The sequence below is a fragment of the Dehalobacter sp. genome, from assembly GCA_023667845.1.
Taxonomy (GTDB): Bacteria; Bacillota; Desulfitobacteriia; order Desulfitobacteriales; family Syntrophobotulaceae; genus Dehalobacter.
Genome location: JAMPIU010000056.1, coordinates 12697 through 29963, shown reverse-complemented (window position 1 = coordinate 29963; position 17267 = coordinate 12697). Strand labels below are relative to the sequence as shown.

At 46.1% G+C, this 17267-nt stretch carries 16 protein-coding genes and 14 tRNA genes; 1 reads left to right on the top strand and 29 read right to left on the bottom strand.

Annotation, left to right across the window (positions count from 1 at the left end; all coding sequences use genetic code 11):
• Positions 1-13: 13 nt before the first annotated feature.
• From NC238_04950 to NC238_04810, 29 genes are all read right to left on the bottom strand, one after another.
• Positions 14-340, bottom strand: a complete 327-nt coding sequence (locus NC238_04950) for a type II secretion system GspH family protein (GenBank protein MCM1565289.1) — start codon at positions 338-340, stop codon at positions 14-16.
• A gap of 48 nt (positions 341-388) precedes the next feature.
• The gene (locus NC238_04945; protein ID MCM1565288.1) at positions 389-1555 is read right to left on the bottom strand and encodes a PilX N-terminal domain-containing pilus assembly protein; all 1167 of its coding nucleotides are present in this window, start codon (positions 1553-1555) and stop codon (positions 389-391) included.
• A gap of 49 nt (positions 1556-1604) precedes the next feature.
• Positions 1605-2438: a type II secretion system protein M gene (locus NC238_04940; protein MCM1565287.1), complete on the bottom strand. Its 834-nt coding sequence runs from the start codon at positions 2436-2438 to the stop codon at positions 1605-1607.
• Positions 2438-2995, bottom strand: a complete 558-nt coding sequence (locus tag NC238_04935; GenBank protein MCM1565286.1) for a PilN domain-containing protein — start codon at positions 2993-2995, stop codon at positions 2438-2440. The genes NC238_04940 and NC238_04935 overlap by 1 nt, the downstream gene beginning before the upstream one ends.
• A 14-nt stretch (positions 2996-3009) precedes the next feature.
• Complete coding sequence (pilM, locus tag NC238_04930) at positions 3010-4215, bottom strand: pilus assembly protein PilM (GenBank protein MCM1565285.1); 1206 nt, start codon at positions 4213-4215, stop codon at positions 3010-3012.
• A gap of 29 nt (positions 4216-4244) precedes the next feature.
• Complete coding sequence (locus NC238_04925) at positions 4245-5453, bottom strand: type II secretion system F family protein (GenBank protein MCM1565284.1); 1209 nt, start codon at positions 5451-5453, stop codon at positions 4245-4247.
• A 391-nt stretch (positions 5454-5844) separates the two neighbouring features.
• A tRNA-Gly gene (locus tag NC238_04920) sits at positions 5845-5918 on the bottom strand.
• Positions 5919-5923: 5 nt separating this feature from the next.
• Positions 5924-6000, bottom strand: a tRNA-Ile gene (locus tag NC238_04915).
• Between the two features lies 1 nt (position 6001).
• Positions 6002-6076, bottom strand: a tRNA-Asn gene (locus tag NC238_04910).
• A gap of 6 nt (positions 6077-6082) precedes the next feature.
• Positions 6083-6173 (bottom strand) — tRNA-Ser (locus NC238_04905).
• 13 nt (positions 6174-6186) lie between these two features.
• Positions 6187-6271: transfer RNA gene (locus NC238_04900), tRNA-Leu, on the bottom strand.
• A 7-nt stretch (positions 6272-6278) separates the two neighbouring features.
• A tRNA-Thr gene (locus NC238_04895) sits at positions 6279-6354 on the bottom strand.
• Between the two features lie 16 nt (positions 6355-6370).
• Positions 6371-6447 (bottom strand) — tRNA-Arg (locus NC238_04890).
• Positions 6448-6456: 9 nt separating this feature from the next.
• A tRNA-Gly gene (locus NC238_04885) sits at positions 6457-6531 on the bottom strand.
• An 8-nt stretch (positions 6532-6539) separates the two neighbouring features.
• Positions 6540-6615: transfer RNA gene (locus NC238_04880), tRNA-Lys, on the bottom strand.
• A gap of 19 nt (positions 6616-6634) precedes the next feature.
• Positions 6635-6710, bottom strand: a tRNA-Lys gene (locus tag NC238_04875).
• A 3-nt stretch (positions 6711-6713) separates the two neighbouring features.
• Positions 6714-6788 (bottom strand) — tRNA-Gln (locus tag NC238_04870).
• Positions 6789-6823: 35 nt separating this feature from the next.
• Positions 6824-6900, bottom strand: a tRNA-Asp gene (locus NC238_04865).
• A gap of 151 nt (positions 6901-7051) precedes the next feature.
• A tRNA-Val gene (locus NC238_04860) sits at positions 7052-7127 on the bottom strand.
• A gap of 42 nt (positions 7128-7169) precedes the next feature.
• A tRNA-Glu gene (locus NC238_04855) sits at positions 7170-7245 on the bottom strand.
• Positions 7246-7329: 84 nt separating this feature from the next.
• Positions 7330-8994 (bottom strand): ribonuclease J, encoded by a 1665-nt coding sequence (locus tag NC238_04850; GenBank protein MCM1565283.1) that lies wholly within the window; start codon positions 8992-8994, stop codon positions 7330-7332.
• Between the two features lie 371 nt (positions 8995-9365).
• Positions 9366-10250: a 4-hydroxy-tetrahydrodipicolinate synthase gene (gene dapA, locus NC238_04845; GenBank protein ID MCM1565282.1), complete on the bottom strand. Its 885-nt coding sequence runs from the start codon at positions 10248-10250 to the stop codon at positions 9366-9368.
• A gap of 41 nt (positions 10251-10291) precedes the next feature.
• Positions 10292-11518 (bottom strand): aspartate kinase, encoded by a 1227-nt coding sequence (gene dapG / locus NC238_04840; protein MCM1565281.1) that lies wholly within the window; start codon positions 11516-11518, stop codon positions 10292-10294.
• A gap of 116 nt (positions 11519-11634) precedes the next feature.
• Complete coding sequence (locus tag NC238_04835) at positions 11635-12627, bottom strand: aspartate-semialdehyde dehydrogenase (protein MCM1565280.1); 993 nt, start codon at positions 12625-12627, stop codon at positions 11635-11637.
• 111 nt (positions 12628-12738) lie between these two features.
• Positions 12739-13335 (bottom strand): dipicolinate synthase subunit B, encoded by a 597-nt coding sequence (locus tag NC238_04830; GenBank protein MCM1565279.1) that lies wholly within the window; start codon positions 13333-13335, stop codon positions 12739-12741.
• Positions 13325-14272, bottom strand: coding sequence for a dipicolinate synthase subunit DpsA (gene dpsA / locus NC238_04825; protein ID MCM1565278.1), 948 nt, complete (start codon positions 14270-14272; stop codon positions 13325-13327). The genes NC238_04830 and dpsA overlap by 11 nt, the downstream gene beginning before the upstream one ends.
• Before the next feature lie 77 nt (positions 14273-14349).
• Positions 14350-15153 carry a 4-hydroxy-tetrahydrodipicolinate reductase gene (gene dapB, locus NC238_04820; GenBank protein MCM1565277.1) on the bottom strand — a complete coding sequence of 268 codons (804 nt, stop codon included), beginning with the start codon at positions 15151-15153 and terminating at the stop codon, positions 14350-14352.
• 101 nt (positions 15154-15254) lie between these two features.
• Positions 15255-15506: a YlmC/YmxH family sporulation protein gene (locus tag NC238_04815; protein MCM1565276.1), complete on the bottom strand. Its 252-nt coding sequence runs from the start codon at positions 15504-15506 to the stop codon at positions 15255-15257.
• Between the two features lies 1 nt (position 15507).
• Positions 15508-15822, bottom strand: a complete 315-nt coding sequence (locus tag NC238_04810; protein ID MCM1565275.1) for a hypothetical protein — start codon at positions 15820-15822, stop codon at positions 15508-15510.
• Between the two features lie 232 nt (positions 15823-16054).
• Between NC238_04810 and NC238_04805 the strand changes: the two genes are divergently transcribed.
• Positions 16055-17263, top strand: coding sequence for an OFA family MFS transporter (locus tag NC238_04805; protein MCM1565274.1), 1209 nt, complete (start codon positions 16055-16057; stop codon positions 17261-17263).
• Positions 17264-17267 lie beyond the last annotated feature (4 nt).

Here is a 17267-nt window from a genome sequence, read left to right as displayed (position 1 = left end):
AGTCTAAATTCTGTTATTTCCCGGGCTTGAAGTAATCAATCGAAACTTCTTTTCCGTTCACAGTAGCACTCTCGGCAAGCATTACTGTACCACTAGCCAAAATCGTCGTCGCATCGGGCATCGTGATTGTAATCGTGGAAGGCGTCGCATTTATCGTATTGAGCTTTACCTCCACCTTGGACTGGGCTGTGAATGACGCATCATTGCGGTCTCTGGCCTGGACGATGACCCGTATGCCCATTGTGAAAACAGTAAGAAGGGAAACTCCCATCACACCGATGATCGCCAGAGCGACAATGATCTCAATCAGCGTAAACCCTTTTGCCTTTTTTCTAAGCATTCCGGTATCCCTCCTTAATAACACCTTATTTCGAACATTTATGATTCCTTATTTAAGCCAGACATCGCGTTGGTACGTATCAATTCCAACAACCTTGTTCTCGTCTATCTCTGAATCATCTGTTAATGTTACATGACTGTTTGAAGTATCATCATAAGATCCTATTATCATTTTTCCTAAAAAAGTGCCATTACCGCCACCAGTAATATTGAATTCAGCATTTGGTGCATAAATACTAATATGCGTATATGAAAAATTACCACTAGACTCAGCTAATTGACTAGTGCCGTTATAATACAAATATAAAGTATTACCATAAGGTACGTTAACTGTTTTTCCCAAAGTAAAATCAGAGCTTGTTATTAGTAATTGTAATTCACCCCCCCCGTCCGCAGGCCATTCGATATATTCCATGGCGTCAGATAAATTTGTTACAGCCGTTGCAAGTACTTTGTTACTTTGGTCACTTGGGTTCGATGTAACTACATACGGTGTTATTACAGTCTTACCCTTTACTTTTTTTTCTGTTCCTAAAAACACTTCATTATTTTCTGTTGGAAATAAGGTAGCCTTAGTATCAGGAAATATTATCTTTGAAGTTAGTTTTTGTGGATTTCCAGACATAGCATCCGCGATCGTCATTTCAGCATCACTAGTATCCGGGCCCAGAATAACATCTCCATTTATTGGATTTTTCCCAAAAGTAATACTGTCGCTATTCGTCCCCACATCACCGGTTACTGTTATATTCTTACCAAAACACATACCATCATCCGCAAATACAGTCATATCTAAAGCTATCTTAACTGCCTGTTTTAGTGTCAAATAGACCGTGACCGGAAGATTACCGGTATCAGCCGTCCCCTCAGATTCAATCAACAGATCCCCGCTGTATGGGCCGCTATTGATACTGCTGACTTTTACAGCAAAATTATTGCTTCCAACGGTTCCTGTTCCCGGATTATATAGGGTCTTTGTAATGAGATTACTGACGATTGTCGCAATATTACTATTGCTGCTGTTATCAATAATATAGGAAGCCATTGCATCGGCGCCGGAACGTGCGGCATAGTAGGCCCGTTTGTTTTCAACTTGGTTCGCGACCATCTTGGTCTCCCCGAAAGCAATACTCAGGATCGCAGTCCCCAACACAGACAGCACAACCAATAAGACCATTGTCAGCACTAATGCATAACCATCCGATTTTTTTTTCACATGACTCCCCTCCTTGTATTCCTATTATTGAAAAAAATCGTTCTTAAGCTTAATTGAAAGGATCCGACTTTCCGTAACTGCCTTTAATCGTCCAGGCGTTGAATGGATCCTCGCCGTTATCAACTTTTTCCACCGCATAGAAAGATACGGTCAGTGTGAATTTCAGTCCTGTTTCCTCTTCCTTGGCCTCGAAGGCTTCCAACGCAATCGCCCGGTTTAGTTTTTCCAGGCTGGTGATAACTGTCCGGTACTGGGCGTAGCTCCCGGTAAACTCAATTGTTGCCGGCAGCCGGAGCACCGCATCGGCAGGTAAAGTCTTCTCTTCACCGGTGGTGGCGGTACTCTGGGAAGTACCTGCAGCAGAAGGTATCTCTTTTGCCGGCTGGTCACTATAAGCTTGGTTAATGGTATTCGCTTCTTGCTGCAAGGAATAAGCCGGAAGCAGATAGCGGTTGTCCGCCGGCATCACGACCCCACTAACTTCGGGATCGGAAAACTCAAGATTCGTCAACGTCGCGCCGCTTCCCTTCACGATCTTTTCCACGAGCAGCACATACTGCTCCTTATACGGATAGACTCCGGGGAAGAAGGCTTCAGAAGCCTTCATTCCCTTCGCTAATTGCGTTTCATAGGCCTTGACAATGCTTTGTTCATTTTCCAGGTCGCTTTTGGCTGCAGCCACTTTTTGATCCATGATTGCTTTATCGGCTGTTAAACTTTCAAGGCTGGCACTCATCGGAAGGTAAAGGACATAGTAGCTGAGCGCAATGATAATCACAACCCCAAGAACCATCAGCATTTTTTTATCCCGCTCGGTGATTTTGGTATCGAGTGATAATTTCCCAATCTTTTTCCCCTGCAAGTTTGGTTTCTGCAGCTTCATTATTCAGCCACCTCCTTCAATTCGCACAGAATGGAAAATTCATAGGCAGCTGTTTCTCTACCACTTTGAATAAACTGTACCTGCACCCTGGAAAAAAGCTCTGTTGCCTCCAGGTTATGGGCCAACTCGGCCACTGTCGCCGATGCCGGTACAGTGCCCTGCAGAATCACTTGATAGTCTTTGATTTCCAGAGACTTCAGGCTGACTGCTGCCGGAATCGTCTTTTGTATGGTATTCAGGAATTCACTGCTGACTTTAGTGGCCAGCGCTATTTTGTTCTTAGCCTGACTTACTTGCGCCGTATAGGTGATTAAATTCTCGGTAGCTGCTTTCTTGGCCTGAATGTCTGTCAGCTTCGCTTTGTTTTCCGGAGCATTCAGAAAGGCCTCGCCTTTATCAATCGCGTAAGAACAATAGAGCATCCTTGCCCCCATAATGCCGTAAAATAGTACAACAACAAGAATCACACCAAGTATCACCCCATAGGATCTTCTGATTTTTCTCTTCTGGGCCAGTTTCTGTTTTTCAAATGTTGAAAAAAAGTTAAAATCATTCATTTTGTCACCTGCTCTCAAAGCCTGATCAGGGCAGCGGAGGCATTGACATAGTCTCCGGGTGCCTGCTCATGGTCTATATACTGAATGTTACTGATCGTCTTAAGCCGGTCAACTTTCAAACCGAGCCCGTGGGACAGGTACTCAGGTATTCCTGTAAGACTGGCGCCTCCACCGATCAGGTAGATTTGGCTCAAATCCTTGGAGCCGCTCCTGTTCGCAAAAAACTGCATGACCTTTCGGATTTCTTCGAGCAGTTCTCCGTAAAGCGGTTTCACAGCGGCTAGTGCTTCCTCTTTGGTAAAAACTTTTCCTTGTTCAATGGGCCGAAACTCTTCAACCGTGTTCTCAACTGAATCGGAAACAGGTTCTTCCACATTTTCAGTTAGACCCTTCTTTTTAATCACAAACGTATGGCCTTTCTTTTTCACGTCAAGGGATCTATTCTCCGTTCTTTCCGTTGCGCCTGCTTCCGAAGCAATGCGCTCTTGTTTATCGGAAAGAAACTCCAGTTTCTTTTCTTCAGCCTTCTCTTCGGATAAGGCAAATAGGCCTGCAAGCAGGCGATCCACTGCTCTTCCGCCGAAGCTGATAGAGCGGAAGAAATTCAGGCTGCCCTGAGAGATCAGATAGATCATCGTCCCGGAATATCCAATATCCAAAATGATATAGTTTTTCGACAAATTGTTGTTAATCGCAGTCTGTTCGTTGAAAATTTTAGAAATAACATTCGTGTGAATATCTAGCGCGACTGGTTTCAGCTTAAGGCTATCAAGAAGGTCGTAATACGCATGCGCTATTTCCTTATTCATGACCGCTGCCCGTACCTTGACTTTTTTCATTCCGCCGGTCTCTGTCTCACCGATCTTGCGGTACTCGACCAGATCGGTATCCGTCATACCGAAAAATTGAATAATTTCATTCTTAATCATTGCTTCGAGTTCTTGCTCATTTCCTGAAGGAACCTCAAATTCACGAATAATCACGCTGTTGGAGTTAAACGTGATCAGGGCATCTTTGGTGGAAGTATTCAGAGAAGCAAGCACTTCCTGCATGGCTGAGATCAGTACTTCTTTATTCGTAATCAAACCGTCAGAGAGCACGCCTTTCGGAAGCCCGATGCTGGCACTTCGCAGTATTCTGACAGTATTTCCTTCCGCCTGGCCGACAACAGCGTGAATATTTCTTGTTCCAAGATCAAAGGACAGATATGCAGCAGTCAAGTATATTCCCCCTCTTATGTATAATTTACTTAAATATTCTGATAGGCGCCATACATCGCCGAAACAATCGACAGAACAATAAAGCCGATCACGACCGCCATCACAACGATCAAGGCCGGTTCAAACAGCGCCAGCATACGCTGAATTGCCACATCGGCTTCCTCGTCATAATAGGCAGACGTTCTTTCCAAAATACTCTCAAGTGAGCCGGATTCCTCGCCGATGCTGATCATGGAATAAATCATCGGCGGAAACACCCCGATCTTGCGGATGGACTGCGAGATCGTCGCTCCTTTGCTCATATCCTCTTTGGCAGCTAACAAACCGTCACTGACTACTTTATTCCCAAGCACTTTCGCGGTGATTTCTATACAGTTCAGTAAAGGAATCCCACTGCTTAACAAGGTGGAAAGGGTGCGGGCCATCCTGGCGGACATGATCTTGATGGAAGTCGACTTTACAACAGGGATCTTCAGTTTCATTCCATCCCATTTCAGTCTTCCTGAATCCGTCTTAATGTATTGTCTTGTTGCAAAAACGATCGCTGCAATCACAATGATTAAAATGTACCAATAAGACCTCATAAAATTACTGATTCCCATAAGGATTCTGGTTGTCAGCGGCAGGGTTGTGCCGGTCGATTCAAACATGGCGGTAAACGTCGGCAGCACAAAAGTCATCAATATAATAACCACAATGATCATTACGCCGGTTAAGATGGCCGGGTATGTCATGGAAGAAATCATTTTTGTCCGAAGCTTTCGTTCCTTTTCAAAATGATCCGTCATTTTAGCCAGTACGAGATCAAGTTTGCCGCTGGCTTCTCCCGACTCAATCATATTAATGAGAATTTCCGGGAATGCCTGCCCCTGCTTGCGCATAGCTTCGGAAAGCATATCACCTTTTTGGACTGCTTCATAAACTCTGAGAACAACTGCTTTGAGCTTCTTGCTTTCCGTTTGCTGATAGATTACATCGAGTGCTTTGATGACTGTTACCCCGGCTGTTAATAGTGCATGAAACTGATTGCAAAACACGACAAGGTCTTTGACTTTTAGCTTGATCGGCTTATCCTTACTAATCGCTTTTTGCGCGCTTTGTTTCTTTTCGCTGACTTCGATGCAAAAAAGCTGTCGCTCTTTGAGCTGGCGGTAAAAGTTCTGAATACTATCGGCTTCCAGAACGCCTGTCGATCTCTGGCCGGAAAAGTCTTTGGCAACATACGAATATAGAGGCATTGTTTCACTCCCTCTGCTATATTTTACATTTAATTTACATTAATTTTACATAATTTTTACATTTATTCGCTTATCTTATATTTCATTTTTAGAAATAAAAATACATTTTAATTATACTACTAAATAGCATAAATTGTAATATCTTTCTCAAATTGTCATTGACAAAATCTTGACAAAATGGTTTTGTTCATTATTATTTACTACTTCACACATCAACCCCGCGGGTGATGGGAATCGCTCCGCTTCGCGAATTGGCCTCTGCCAATTCGCTCGCTATCACGCCGGGTCGGGAAAATGCTTCCTTAGGGCGCATTTTCTATTCCTCCCGTTCGATTCCCATCACCCTCATAAATAGAAAATCCTGCGCGATTGCGCAGGATTTTATTTTCTATGGAGCGGGTGATGGGAATCGAACCCACGTAACCAGCTTGGAAGGCTGGCACTCTACCATTGAGTTACACCCGCATGTTTGGTAGCAGGGGGGGGATTTGAACCCTCGGATGAGCGGGTATGAACCGCTTGCCTTAGACCACTTGGCTACCCTGCCATGGCTCCCCGAGCTGGATTCGAACCAGCAACCTATCGGTTAACAGCCGATTGCTCTACCGTTGAGCTATCGAGGAATATGCTGGCGGAGAAGGAGGGATTTGAACCCTCGCAGCAGTTACCCACTCTAACGGTTTAGCAAACCGTCCTCTTCAGCCACTTGAGTACTTCTCCGTAAACCGCTGATTGGTGCGGAAGGCGGGACTTGAACCCGCACGGTGTTAACCACACGCCCCTCAAACGTGCGCGTCTGCCAATTCCGCCACTCCCGCATAAAACTGGAGCCGTTAACCGGGATTGAACCGGTGACCTTATCCTTACCAAGGATACGCTCTACCTACTGAGCTATAACGGCGAATGCCTTTGAAAGATGGTGCGCTCGGAGGGATTCGAACCCCCGGCCTTCTGATTCGTAGTCAGACGCTCTATCCAGCTGAGCTACGAGCGCATATTTTTTTGGAGCGGGTGACGAGATTCGAACTCGCGACTTTCACCTTGGCAAGGTGACACTCTACCACTGAGTTACACCCGCATGATAGATGGTGAGCCATCCGCGACTCGAACGCGGGACACCCTGATTAAAAGTCAGATGCTCTACCGACTGAGCTAATGGCTCGGAAATAATATTGTTTTGATGGTGGGCCATCAGGGGCTCGAACCCTGGACACCCTGATTAAGAGTCAGGTGCTCTACCAGCTGAGCTAATGACCCGTCTGGCTGGGGTGGCTGGATTCGAACCAACGTATGCCAGAGTCAAAGTCTGGTGCCTTACCGCTTGGCGACACCCCATCGGTTTCAGGATGAATTCAGAACCTGATAAATAATGGCGACCCCGATCGGATTTGAACCGACGATCTCCTGCGTGACAGGCAGGCGCTTTAAACCACTAAGCTACGGGGCCAATTCGATATTCGAGGCACGACGTTCGATATCCGAACCTTCGTATTCCTCTGCAGCAAGTTTCCCGATGTTCAGTTCGTACCTTCCGCTCTTCAAGCAATATCTTAATATGCTTTTTCGAACTTCGCGCCTCGAACTTCGAACTTCGAGTTTGGTGGGCGATGACAGGATCGAACTGCCGACATCCTGCTTGTAAGGCAGGCGCTCTCCCAGCTGAGCTAATCGCCCTTATCTGATGTTCGAGGAAGACCACGAACGTCGGATTTTAAATGGTGACCCGTACGGGATTCGAACCCGTGTTACCGCCGTGAAAGGGCGGTGTCTTAGGCCGCTTGACCAACGGGCCAAAATTGCGAGAACATTTGATAGTATAGCTAAATGCGAAAACATTGTCAACCCGTTTAGAAAAAAATGTTCGAACTTGTTGAACTTATTTCACTTCTTGAATGATTGGCAGGATGACCGGTTTCCTTTTCGTTTTTTCGTACAGATGCTTGCCTAGAACGTCTTTAATCTGATTTTTGAGAGTAACCCATTCAATAATGCCGTTTTCAAGGCAGCGTTCGGTTGTCTGTTTGATTTTCTCTTTGGCCTCATCCAGCATCGTCTCGGATTCTCTGACATAGACGAATCCCCTGGTCACAATATCAGGCCCGGCAACGATTTCATTGGTGGAACGGCTCAGCGCAATGACTACGATTAAAATACCGTCCTGAGACAGCTGTTTGCGGTCGCGCAGCACAATATTGCCGACGTCCCCTACGCCAAGTCCATCCACTAAAATTCTGCCGGATGGCACTTTTCCAGCGATACCTGCTCCATTTCTGGTGAACTCAATGACACTTCCATTTTCGGCAATAAAAATATTTTTGTGCGGAATGCCAAGCTGTTCGGCAATCTGACCATGCTTGATCAGCATGCGGTACTCACCGTGCACAGGCACAAAATACTGCGGTCTTACCATATTCAGCATCATCTTTAATTCTTCCTGACTGCCATGGCCGGAAACATGGACGCCCGATGCTTGTTCGTGGATCACATTGGCGCCGAGTTTAAACAACTGATCGATGGTCCGGGCAACCGATTTCTCATTTCCCGGAATCGGACTCGCCGAAATAATCACCGTATCACCGGGCAGGATTTCGACCTGTTTATGATCGCTGGAAGCCATACGAGAAAGTGCCGACATCGGTTCTCCCTGGCTCCCTGTTGTAATAATACAGACCTGATTCGGCGGCAGCTGCAGAACCTCTTCTACATCGACCAGTGTTCCTTCTGGAATGATCAGATAGCCGTATTCAGCAGCGATTGAGGCGTAATTCTGCATGCTCCTGCCAACAATTGCAACCTTCCTGTTCGTTTTGAAAGCAGCGGTGATGACCTGCTGCACGCGATGGATATTCGAAGCAAAGCTGGCTAAAATGATCCTTTCCTTGGCGGTACGGAATACATCGTCAAACATCTGCCCGACCACTCTCTCCGACATCGTAAAACCAGGCCTTTCTACATTTGTGCTGTCGGACATTAAGCAGAGTACACCTTTTTCACCCAATTCGGAGAATTTATAAATATCCAGGATCTCCGAGGTAACGGGGGTATGATCCAGTTTAAAATCTCCGGTATGGACAATCACACCGAGGGGTGTATGGATAGCCAGACTCACAGAATCAGGTATGCTGTGGTTGACCCGGATAAAATCAATTTTAAAAACGCCAAGCTTGATACTCTCTCCAGGATTGACGACAGTCGATTTAAACCGGTTGACATTGCACTCCTTTAATTTGGCCTGGATCAGTCCCAAGGTAAGTTTTGGCGCAAATACAGGCGCGTCTATGTCCTTCAGAAGATACGGGAATGTGCCGATATGATCTTCATGACCATGGGTCACCATAATCCCGAGCAGCATGTCCTTGTTTTCGATGACATAGGAATAGTCAGGGATGACCAGATCAATTCCAGGCATGTCATCTTCAGGAAAAGCCATACCGGCATCAATCATGATCATCTGGTTGTCATACTTTACCAGCGTCATGTTTTTCCCGATCTCACCCAACCCGCCTAAAGGGATAATTTGCAGTTTGTGTTCTTTTGGCAAGGGCAATACCTCCATCAATTTATATATATTTCACTTTACTAATTTCAATTTCAATCCTATTAATTTTGTAAACAAAAGAAAACAAGAAGATACCCCGAAGTATCTGAGCCAGATAAAAAAGACTAAAACAAAAAAACACAAACAAAAATAGAAACAGGTAAAAATACCTCTTGGTTTCTTTGATTCCGTTATTCGGTTAGCCGTACAACACCATTAGATTTATTATAGTACCTGAATATCAGATATGCAAGCTGGGTGAACAGCTTCCAACACTATTGTTGCCCATTCGCGAATAAAACTAAAACTTCGGCATAACCAAAGTTTTTAATTTTATTTTTAATTTTAGTTTTATCTGAAAGCAATTTCTAAGGTCAGACCTCTTCAGGCAGATTCCGGATATTCGTGAGCAATTCTTTTAAGAAAGCCTGTTCCGTCTGGGTCGGGCCAACGATGGGCAACCGGTAGCCTCCAGCTTTGATACCGACTTCATTTAGCAGATACTTCACCGGCACTGGATTTGTTGCCACGAACATTCCTTTAAAGATTGGGAACAGCAGCAGATGCCATTTTAAAGCTTTCTCCATATCGTTGGCCTTAAACGCAGCAACCATTTTTTGCATCTGGGTACCGATCAAATGAGAAGCGACACTTACGATCCCTGCCCCGCCTAAAGACAGCATCGGCAAGGTCAGTGAATCATCGCCCGAATAAATCGCAAAGGTCGAAGGCAGTTCCTTTTTCAGTTCACTGACCTGGTCCATCGATCCTGCTGCTTCTTTAATACAGACGATATTCGGAATTTCAGCTAGTTTGGTGACTGTGGAAGGAAGAAGATTGATGACTGTCCTTCCTGGTATGTTATAAAGCATCACCGGCCGGTCTGTGGCCGCTGCGATGGCTCTAAAATGCTCATAAAGACCTTCCTGGGAAGGTTTGCTGTAATACGGAACCACTGCCATAATGCCATCGAGCTGATCTGAGACTTTTTCGGCAAGTTCAATGCTCTCTCGAGTGGAATAGGTACCCACACCTGCAATGACTTTACACGTATCCCCAACCGCTTCTTTCACTGTCGTAAAAAGCTTAAGCTTTTCTTCACCGGTTAGATTAGGGCTCTCACCGGTTGTTCCGGCTACGACGATCCCTTCTGTGCCGTTTTCAGCCAAATATCTGGCCAGCACTGCGGCTGCAGGATAATCAATCTCCAGCTTATCGTTAAATGGTGTGACCATAGCGGTTAAAACGCTGCCAAACATTTCTCTTTCCTCCATAAACTATTTTATGCACTGCCTGGCTGTCAAATACCAAGCTCAAATTTTTTGTGCAAAGACTGAACAGCCGGAACCATATGTTCCTTTCTGACAAGCACCCAGATCGTGGTATGGGAGTCAGCGGACTGAAGAATCTCAATGTCGCTCTCAGCAAGTGCTTCTGCCATATTGGCCATGACACCGGGTACATCGGCAATTCCCCCGCCGACAAGCGCAATCTTGGCACATCCTGGTGCGGATTCAGGGTTAAAGCCCAGATTCTTTAAAATATTGACGGCTTTCTTTGCCAGCTCATCACGAACGGTATACAGGACAGTTTCTGGCTGAACACTGATGAAATCGACACTAATATCCGCTAAAGCCATCCCCTTAAATATTTTGGTGATCGCTTTGGGTTTATTTTCTTCTTCTTGAATGTGGATCTTGATCTGGGTGACATTCGGGGTATGTGCAATCCCTGTAATAATCCTGTCGCCGATCATGTCCGAACCCTCCGCGAGGTCGGGCTGAACATTGGTGACCAGCGTTCCTGGAGCATCGGAAAACGTACATTTTACCCGCAGTGGGATATTCTTCTGCATCGCAATTTCCACGGCGCGCGGATGGATGACTTTGGCTCCCTGATGCGCCAGATGGCAGATATCATTATAGGTGATCACGTCAAGTATTTTGGCATCCTGGACGATCCGGGGGTCTGCGGTCATAATACCTTCGACGTCCGTATAAATATCGATTGCTTCAGCATTTAGTGCGACGCCAATCGAACAGGCCGTCGTATCGCTGCCACCTCTGCCCAGGGTTGTAATTTGTCCGTTTTCGGTCATGCCCTGGAAGCCCGTAATGACGACAACCTTACCTTCTTTCAGTTGCTCCAGGATATTTTCCGGTTCGATTCTGACAATTCTTGCATCGCCAAAACTGCTGTTGGTGATAATGCCGGCCTGTCCACCCGTTAAAAGAACAGCTTCCAACCCGAGACCCTGCAGCGTGCTAACCATAATGCTGCCGGAAATGATTTCCCCGCAACTTAAGAGTAAATCCATTTCTCTTTTGGGCACTTCGGAATAAATGCTTGAAACCATCTTAATCAGCGTATCGGTCGCATAGGGATCTCCCGAACGCCCGATTGCAGAAACAACAACTACAGGCGAATATCCTTGATTAATAGCCTCGGAAACCTTAGCCGCGACCTGCGCTCTTCTTTCCGGATTGGCTAGGGAAGTTCCGCCAAATTTTTGAACCAATATACGCAAGGTAATTTCTCCTTCCTCTAATTTTCTCAACTTGTCTTGTATTTTGCTTTCCTTACTATTATAACGTCTATGTTTTCTTTTCTTTTCTTTTAATCTTATCCGTTATTTCCTATCTATTATAACAGCAATTCTGCAATCTGGACTGCATTTGTCGCTGCACCTTTGCGAATCTGATCACCTGCGATCCAGAGATTAATCCCCTGATCAATGGTTTGATCTTCCCGGATTCTTCCGACCAGAACTTCATCCCTGTTCGAGCTATCGAGCGGCATCGGATAAATATCTTTCGCCGAATCGTCTTTTAAGATTACGCCGGGAGCCTGGGCAAGCGCAGCCTTGGCCTGATTAATCGTGATTTTTTTCTCAGTCTCAATATTGATGGATTCACAGTGGGAACGAAAGACTGGAACACGGACACAGGTAGCCGTAATACGCAAATCATCCCTGTGGAAGATTTTTTGGGTTTCCTTGACCATTTTCCATTCTTCCTTTGTATAGTCACCCTCCTGAAATACATCAATTCTGGGTATCAGGTTAAAGGCGATCTGATATGGGAAGGTATCGATATCCGTGATCTTTTCCCCGTTACTCCACGACTTCACTTGTTCCTCCAGTTCAATAATTCCTTCTTTGCCCGCGCCGGAAACTGCCTGATACGTGGATACCACAATGCGTTTGATTGGCGAAAGCGCTTCGAGCGGTTTCAGTGCCACGACCATGATAATCGTGGAACAGTTCGGATTGGCAATAATTCCTTTATGCCATTTGACATCTTCGGGGTTGACTTCAGGCACAACCAGAGGAACATCCGGATTTAGCCGAAAAGCACTGCTGTTGTCAATGACGACTGCCCCGCTCCTGACTGCGGCCGGCGCATACTCCGTACTGGCGGAACCGCCCGCAAATAAGGCGATATCAATGCCTTGAAAGCTCTGATTCGTTGTTTCTTGTACTTCTATTTCTTTTCCCTGCCAGGGAATCCGTGACCCGCTTGATCTTTTCGTCGCAAGCAAGCGAAGCTCATTCACCGGGAACTTCCGTTCAGCAAGAATTTTCAGAAATTCCTGACCAACGACACCCGTTGCCCCGACAATTGCAATATTCGGCATTGAGATCCTCCTTAAACATGGATATTCAATAATTCTGACAATTCACTTTCAACAACTAAGTATTAATATAGTATAAATCATTATTCTCTCATAGGATACTAAATATTTTGGCTACTCATAAGAAGTAATTTCTACCAGGAGCGGTTCAATTTGTTTTCCCTGGCAGGCCAGCAGTATTGTGTCCGGTATTTTATCCATCTGGGCAACTAGTGAATTGGTTTTTTTGAGCGGGCTGTCCTGACCAAAAGGCACCAGGTAGATATTCTTGGCTAAGAGTAAGGCTCCGATATTCTTGGCGTTAACCCCTAACCCGTCATTTGTGGATATAGCGATTACCACAGGACCTAAGTTGCGCAAATGCGCTTTGGTAGCCATTAAGACGGGTGTATCGGTGATACCGTTGGCGAGTTTGGCAAGTGTATTCCCGGTACAGGGCGCAATAACTATACAGTCAAAAAGCTTGCCCGGACCGATTGGTTCTGCTTCCGGGATAGTTCTGATCGGGTCTTTCCCGGTAATCTCTTTCAGACTGGATTTCCAGTACGCTGCTTTTCCAAATCTCGTATCCACTGTATTAACGGACTCCGAAACAATCGGCGTTATATCTGCTCCTTCTTCGACAAGCTGCCTGATCACCCCCATGACACGGCCAAGGGTACAATGGGAACCGGTCAGCGCAAAACCGATGTGCAACTTTTCAAATCTCATTTTTGGGCACCCCCTTCCGGACTGCAGCTGCAGTGGCTGCATCTGCAGCAGGTACAAGGTGCTCAAGAATCAGAGATGGATAAAGTTTTGCCAGCATTTTTCCGGCGGTTCTGGGTGCCACAATGCCTGGGAGGCCAGGGGCAAGCTGCGCCCTAATGCCAAGCATCTGAGCATATTCAAAGTCTGTTCCCCCCGGAATAGAGGCGATATCAATAATGACGGTATCCTGAGACATTTTGTTTAAGACTTCTTTGCCGAGAACCAGAGCAGGCACAGTGTTGAATACGATTTCCGCCCTGCTGATTTCCTTCTCAAGATCAGCAAAACTGGCAACATGCACGCCCATTTCTGATGCCCGGGCCAAATCTGCCGGCTTACGGGCAACGCATGTAACCCTAGCTCCCATTCCCTTCAACAAATTGACCAGCGTCATGCCGCAGCGGCCAAACCCTAAAACAAAGCTTTCACTACCGTGAAGGGTGATATTGGTAGCCTCCATTGCCATCTGAACCGCCCCCTCGGCTGAAGGTATCGAATTCAAGATGACAATCTCATCACGGTTGGCAATTTCTACAAGGTCTATGTTCATCTTCTGGGCTGCACTGATCAGAGCAGGACGGGCCCAGCCTATAAACAGTGGAACACCGGGTGGAATCGATTCCAGAACTTCATTATTCAAGATGATCGGGTAGCTGGAATACTTTGCCTTGATCAGGCCCCGTGCATCTGTACCAAACATTGGCAAGATAAGCGCATCTGCTTTAGCAATAACCTCGGTAAAAGATTTGGCATGTTCAATGCTGTCTCCAAGCGGAGACTTTTCCAGACCGAGCCCGATGATCTTCGCACCACACTTTTGCAGCTCAGGGACAAGAAATATTTCTCTGTCATCCCCGCCGATTACTGCCAGGCGAACTCCTTCAAGTACCGCATTCATGTTTATGCCTCCTTACTGGATAGTGTCCAGTTAACTACTATCCAGTATATGAGCAGCCGAGAAACGCGGTGCTTAACCTAATCCAGGAAATTCTCCAGTCCGACAACAAGTCCGGTCAGCTTATATGCTTTGCGAATGGCCAGTATCACCCCGGGCATGTAGGTTTCCCGTGTATACGCGTCATGACGGATCGTAAGCGTCTGTCCGGATCCTCCAAAAATAACTTCCTGATGGGCGATCAGTCCCGGTAAACGGATGGAATGGATGTGAATGCCATTCAGGTCTCCGCCCCGCGCACCAGGTATTTTCTCATATTCGTTCGGATGTCCCTGGATGATTGGTTCCCGGATCTCAGAGATCATATCCGCGGTTTTCAAAGCAGTGCCGGAAGGTGCATCCAGCTTCTGATCATGATGATATTCAACAATATCGACGTGATGAAAGTATTTTGCGGTTTCTTTCGCAAACTTCATCATCAGTATTGCGCCAAGCGCAAAATTTGGTGCAATAAAAACCCCTGTGCCGGTCGCTTTGGACAGATCTTCCAATTCACTGATTTCATGATCGTCCAGCCCAGTCGCTCCAATAACAGGAACAACCCCCGCTTTAATTGCAGTTTTGGCATTGGAAAATACTGATTGGGGATTCGTAAAATCAACGAGAATATCTACTTGCAGTTCTTTTAATTTTTCTATTTCCATCTGGCCTGAAATCTGTAGGTCGAATGGCTGCTGTCCAAGGACTAATCCAATATCCTTTCCTTGATTCTGAATATCTGATACCCCTGCAAGCTCCATATCGTTCTGCAGACGTATTGTCCTGACTGTTTCCATGCCCACTTTGCCACATGCTCCGGCAACAAATACGCGTATTTTGTCCAAATATACCCCTCCTGAATACGATAACGCAAAACCCCGCGCCAGAAGCCTTTCGGGGTTTAATACACTTCTTATTCTATTATATCAATAGAAACCTGTCAAACCTACATATCGATATCTACGATGATCACTTCACTGCCTACTTTTTTAATGGCTTTCCAAGGGACGACCACATACCCGCCTTCTTTTTCACTGTTCTTATTAAAAAACCTTCCGTATCCCGCTCTTGAATCGATGATGATTGCCTCGATTTTTCCTTCGGGGCTAATTTTAATATCACTCTCGCCAATTGAACCGAGCTTCGCGCCATCATGAAGATTAATAATCTCTTTTCCTGACAGTTCACTTAAAAGCATCTTACACACTCCTGCCCCGGACCGTTTCCCATATTTTTTGACCATAGGGCTGCAGTATCGCAATGATCAGCGAAAAAACAGCCAGTGGCTTTATAAAATAAACCGATGAGGGATTCCAGATGTTTTCTGGTATTCCTAGAAAAGTCAGTAGCAGTTCCAAAGAAATATAAATTCCACCCGCAGTCCCGACCAGCTGGGTAATGGCTTTGGCCAAACGATTAGGTGCCTCAGGAGACCTCCACATCATGACTTTTACTCTGGTTCTCAATGATACGGCAATCCCGAGCGCCAGCAGAACACTATATAGAATACTCATAAACGCTTCAGGGCTTTCATTAGGAATCCCCCCTAAGCATATCTATGAGGGAAAAAACGGCATTATTCTTCCGTAAACGGGTAACGCTTTATTATCTTCCGTTGACGTGCTGAATACTGCTTTTGCAGTCAGAATCACAAACCTTTGATCTCTTTTCTGATAAGATACCTAAAAGATAACACTGGCCGGATTCCATCAGGATCGACGGACAGATAAAGAAAGGAAGATAATGATGAACAGAGTGAGACAAGGTTGGACAGTTACTTTGGCCGGAACCGGCATTAATTTGGCTCTTGGCGTTCTGTATACCTGGAGCGTTTTTGCAGCTGCCCTGATTGAGCAGGCTCACTGGACTAAAACTGCGGCTTCTGTTCCGTATATGGTCGCTTGCGCAGTGTTTGCCTTGATGATGGTTCCCGGCGGATATCTTCAAGACCGGTACGGCCCCCGCTGGATTGCTGCCTTTGGCGGAATCATGGCAGGCAGTGGTTTAATCCTGAGCAGCTTTACGCACTCACTGACCATGCTGATCGTTACTTTCGGTTTAATTGCCGGGATGGGGATCGGGCTCGGATACTCGGCTGCGACACCTGCCGCAGTCAAATGGTTTCCCCCAGAGAAAAAAGGTCTGATCTCGGGTGTCGTTGTTGCCGGCTTTGGTTTGGCTTCTCTTTATATCGCACCATTAACCAATGCTTTACTCAGAAAGTTTGGCATAGAGAACACCTTCCGTATTGAAGGGATCCTGTTCTTACTGATTATTGTTTTGCTTGCCCAGGTACTGACTGTCCCTTCCACTCTAAGCGGTCAATCTCAGAGCAGCACGGCTTCCCCTTCAGCGGCTACTGCCTCGACAGGAGGCCTAAACTGGCGGCAAATGCTTATAAGACGGGAATTCTATCTGCTTTGGGTGATGTATGCGGCAGGAGCCAGCGCCGGGCTGATGATTATCAGCCAGCTTTCTTCAATTGCCAAAACGCAGGCCGGTATTTCCTGGGGGTACGCGATGGTCGCTTTGCTGGCCGTTTTTAATGCCTCCGGCAGGGTTATTGCCGGCTGGCTCTCCGATAAAATCGGGCGTTCTTGGTCGATGCGTATTTTCTTCCTGATCCAGGCGCTCAACATGCTTGCTTTCAGCACTTACAATACTCCGGCATTAATTGCGTTGGGTGCAGCGATTGCAGGATTAGGCTACGGTTCTTTGCTTTCGCTCTTCCCATCAGCAACCTATGATTATTTCGGCACAAAACATGCCGGTGTGAATTACGGTTTTGTCTTTACTGCCTGGGGCGTCGGAGGTGTCTTTGGCCCCCTGATGGCCGCTCGAATTGCTGATGCCACGAAAAGCTATTCGCTTGCGTTTACCATTTCGTGTATCCTATGTTTGTTAGCAGTCTTTTTAACTTTCTTTTTGAAAAGGCCGAAAAGACTTGGACAATAAAATG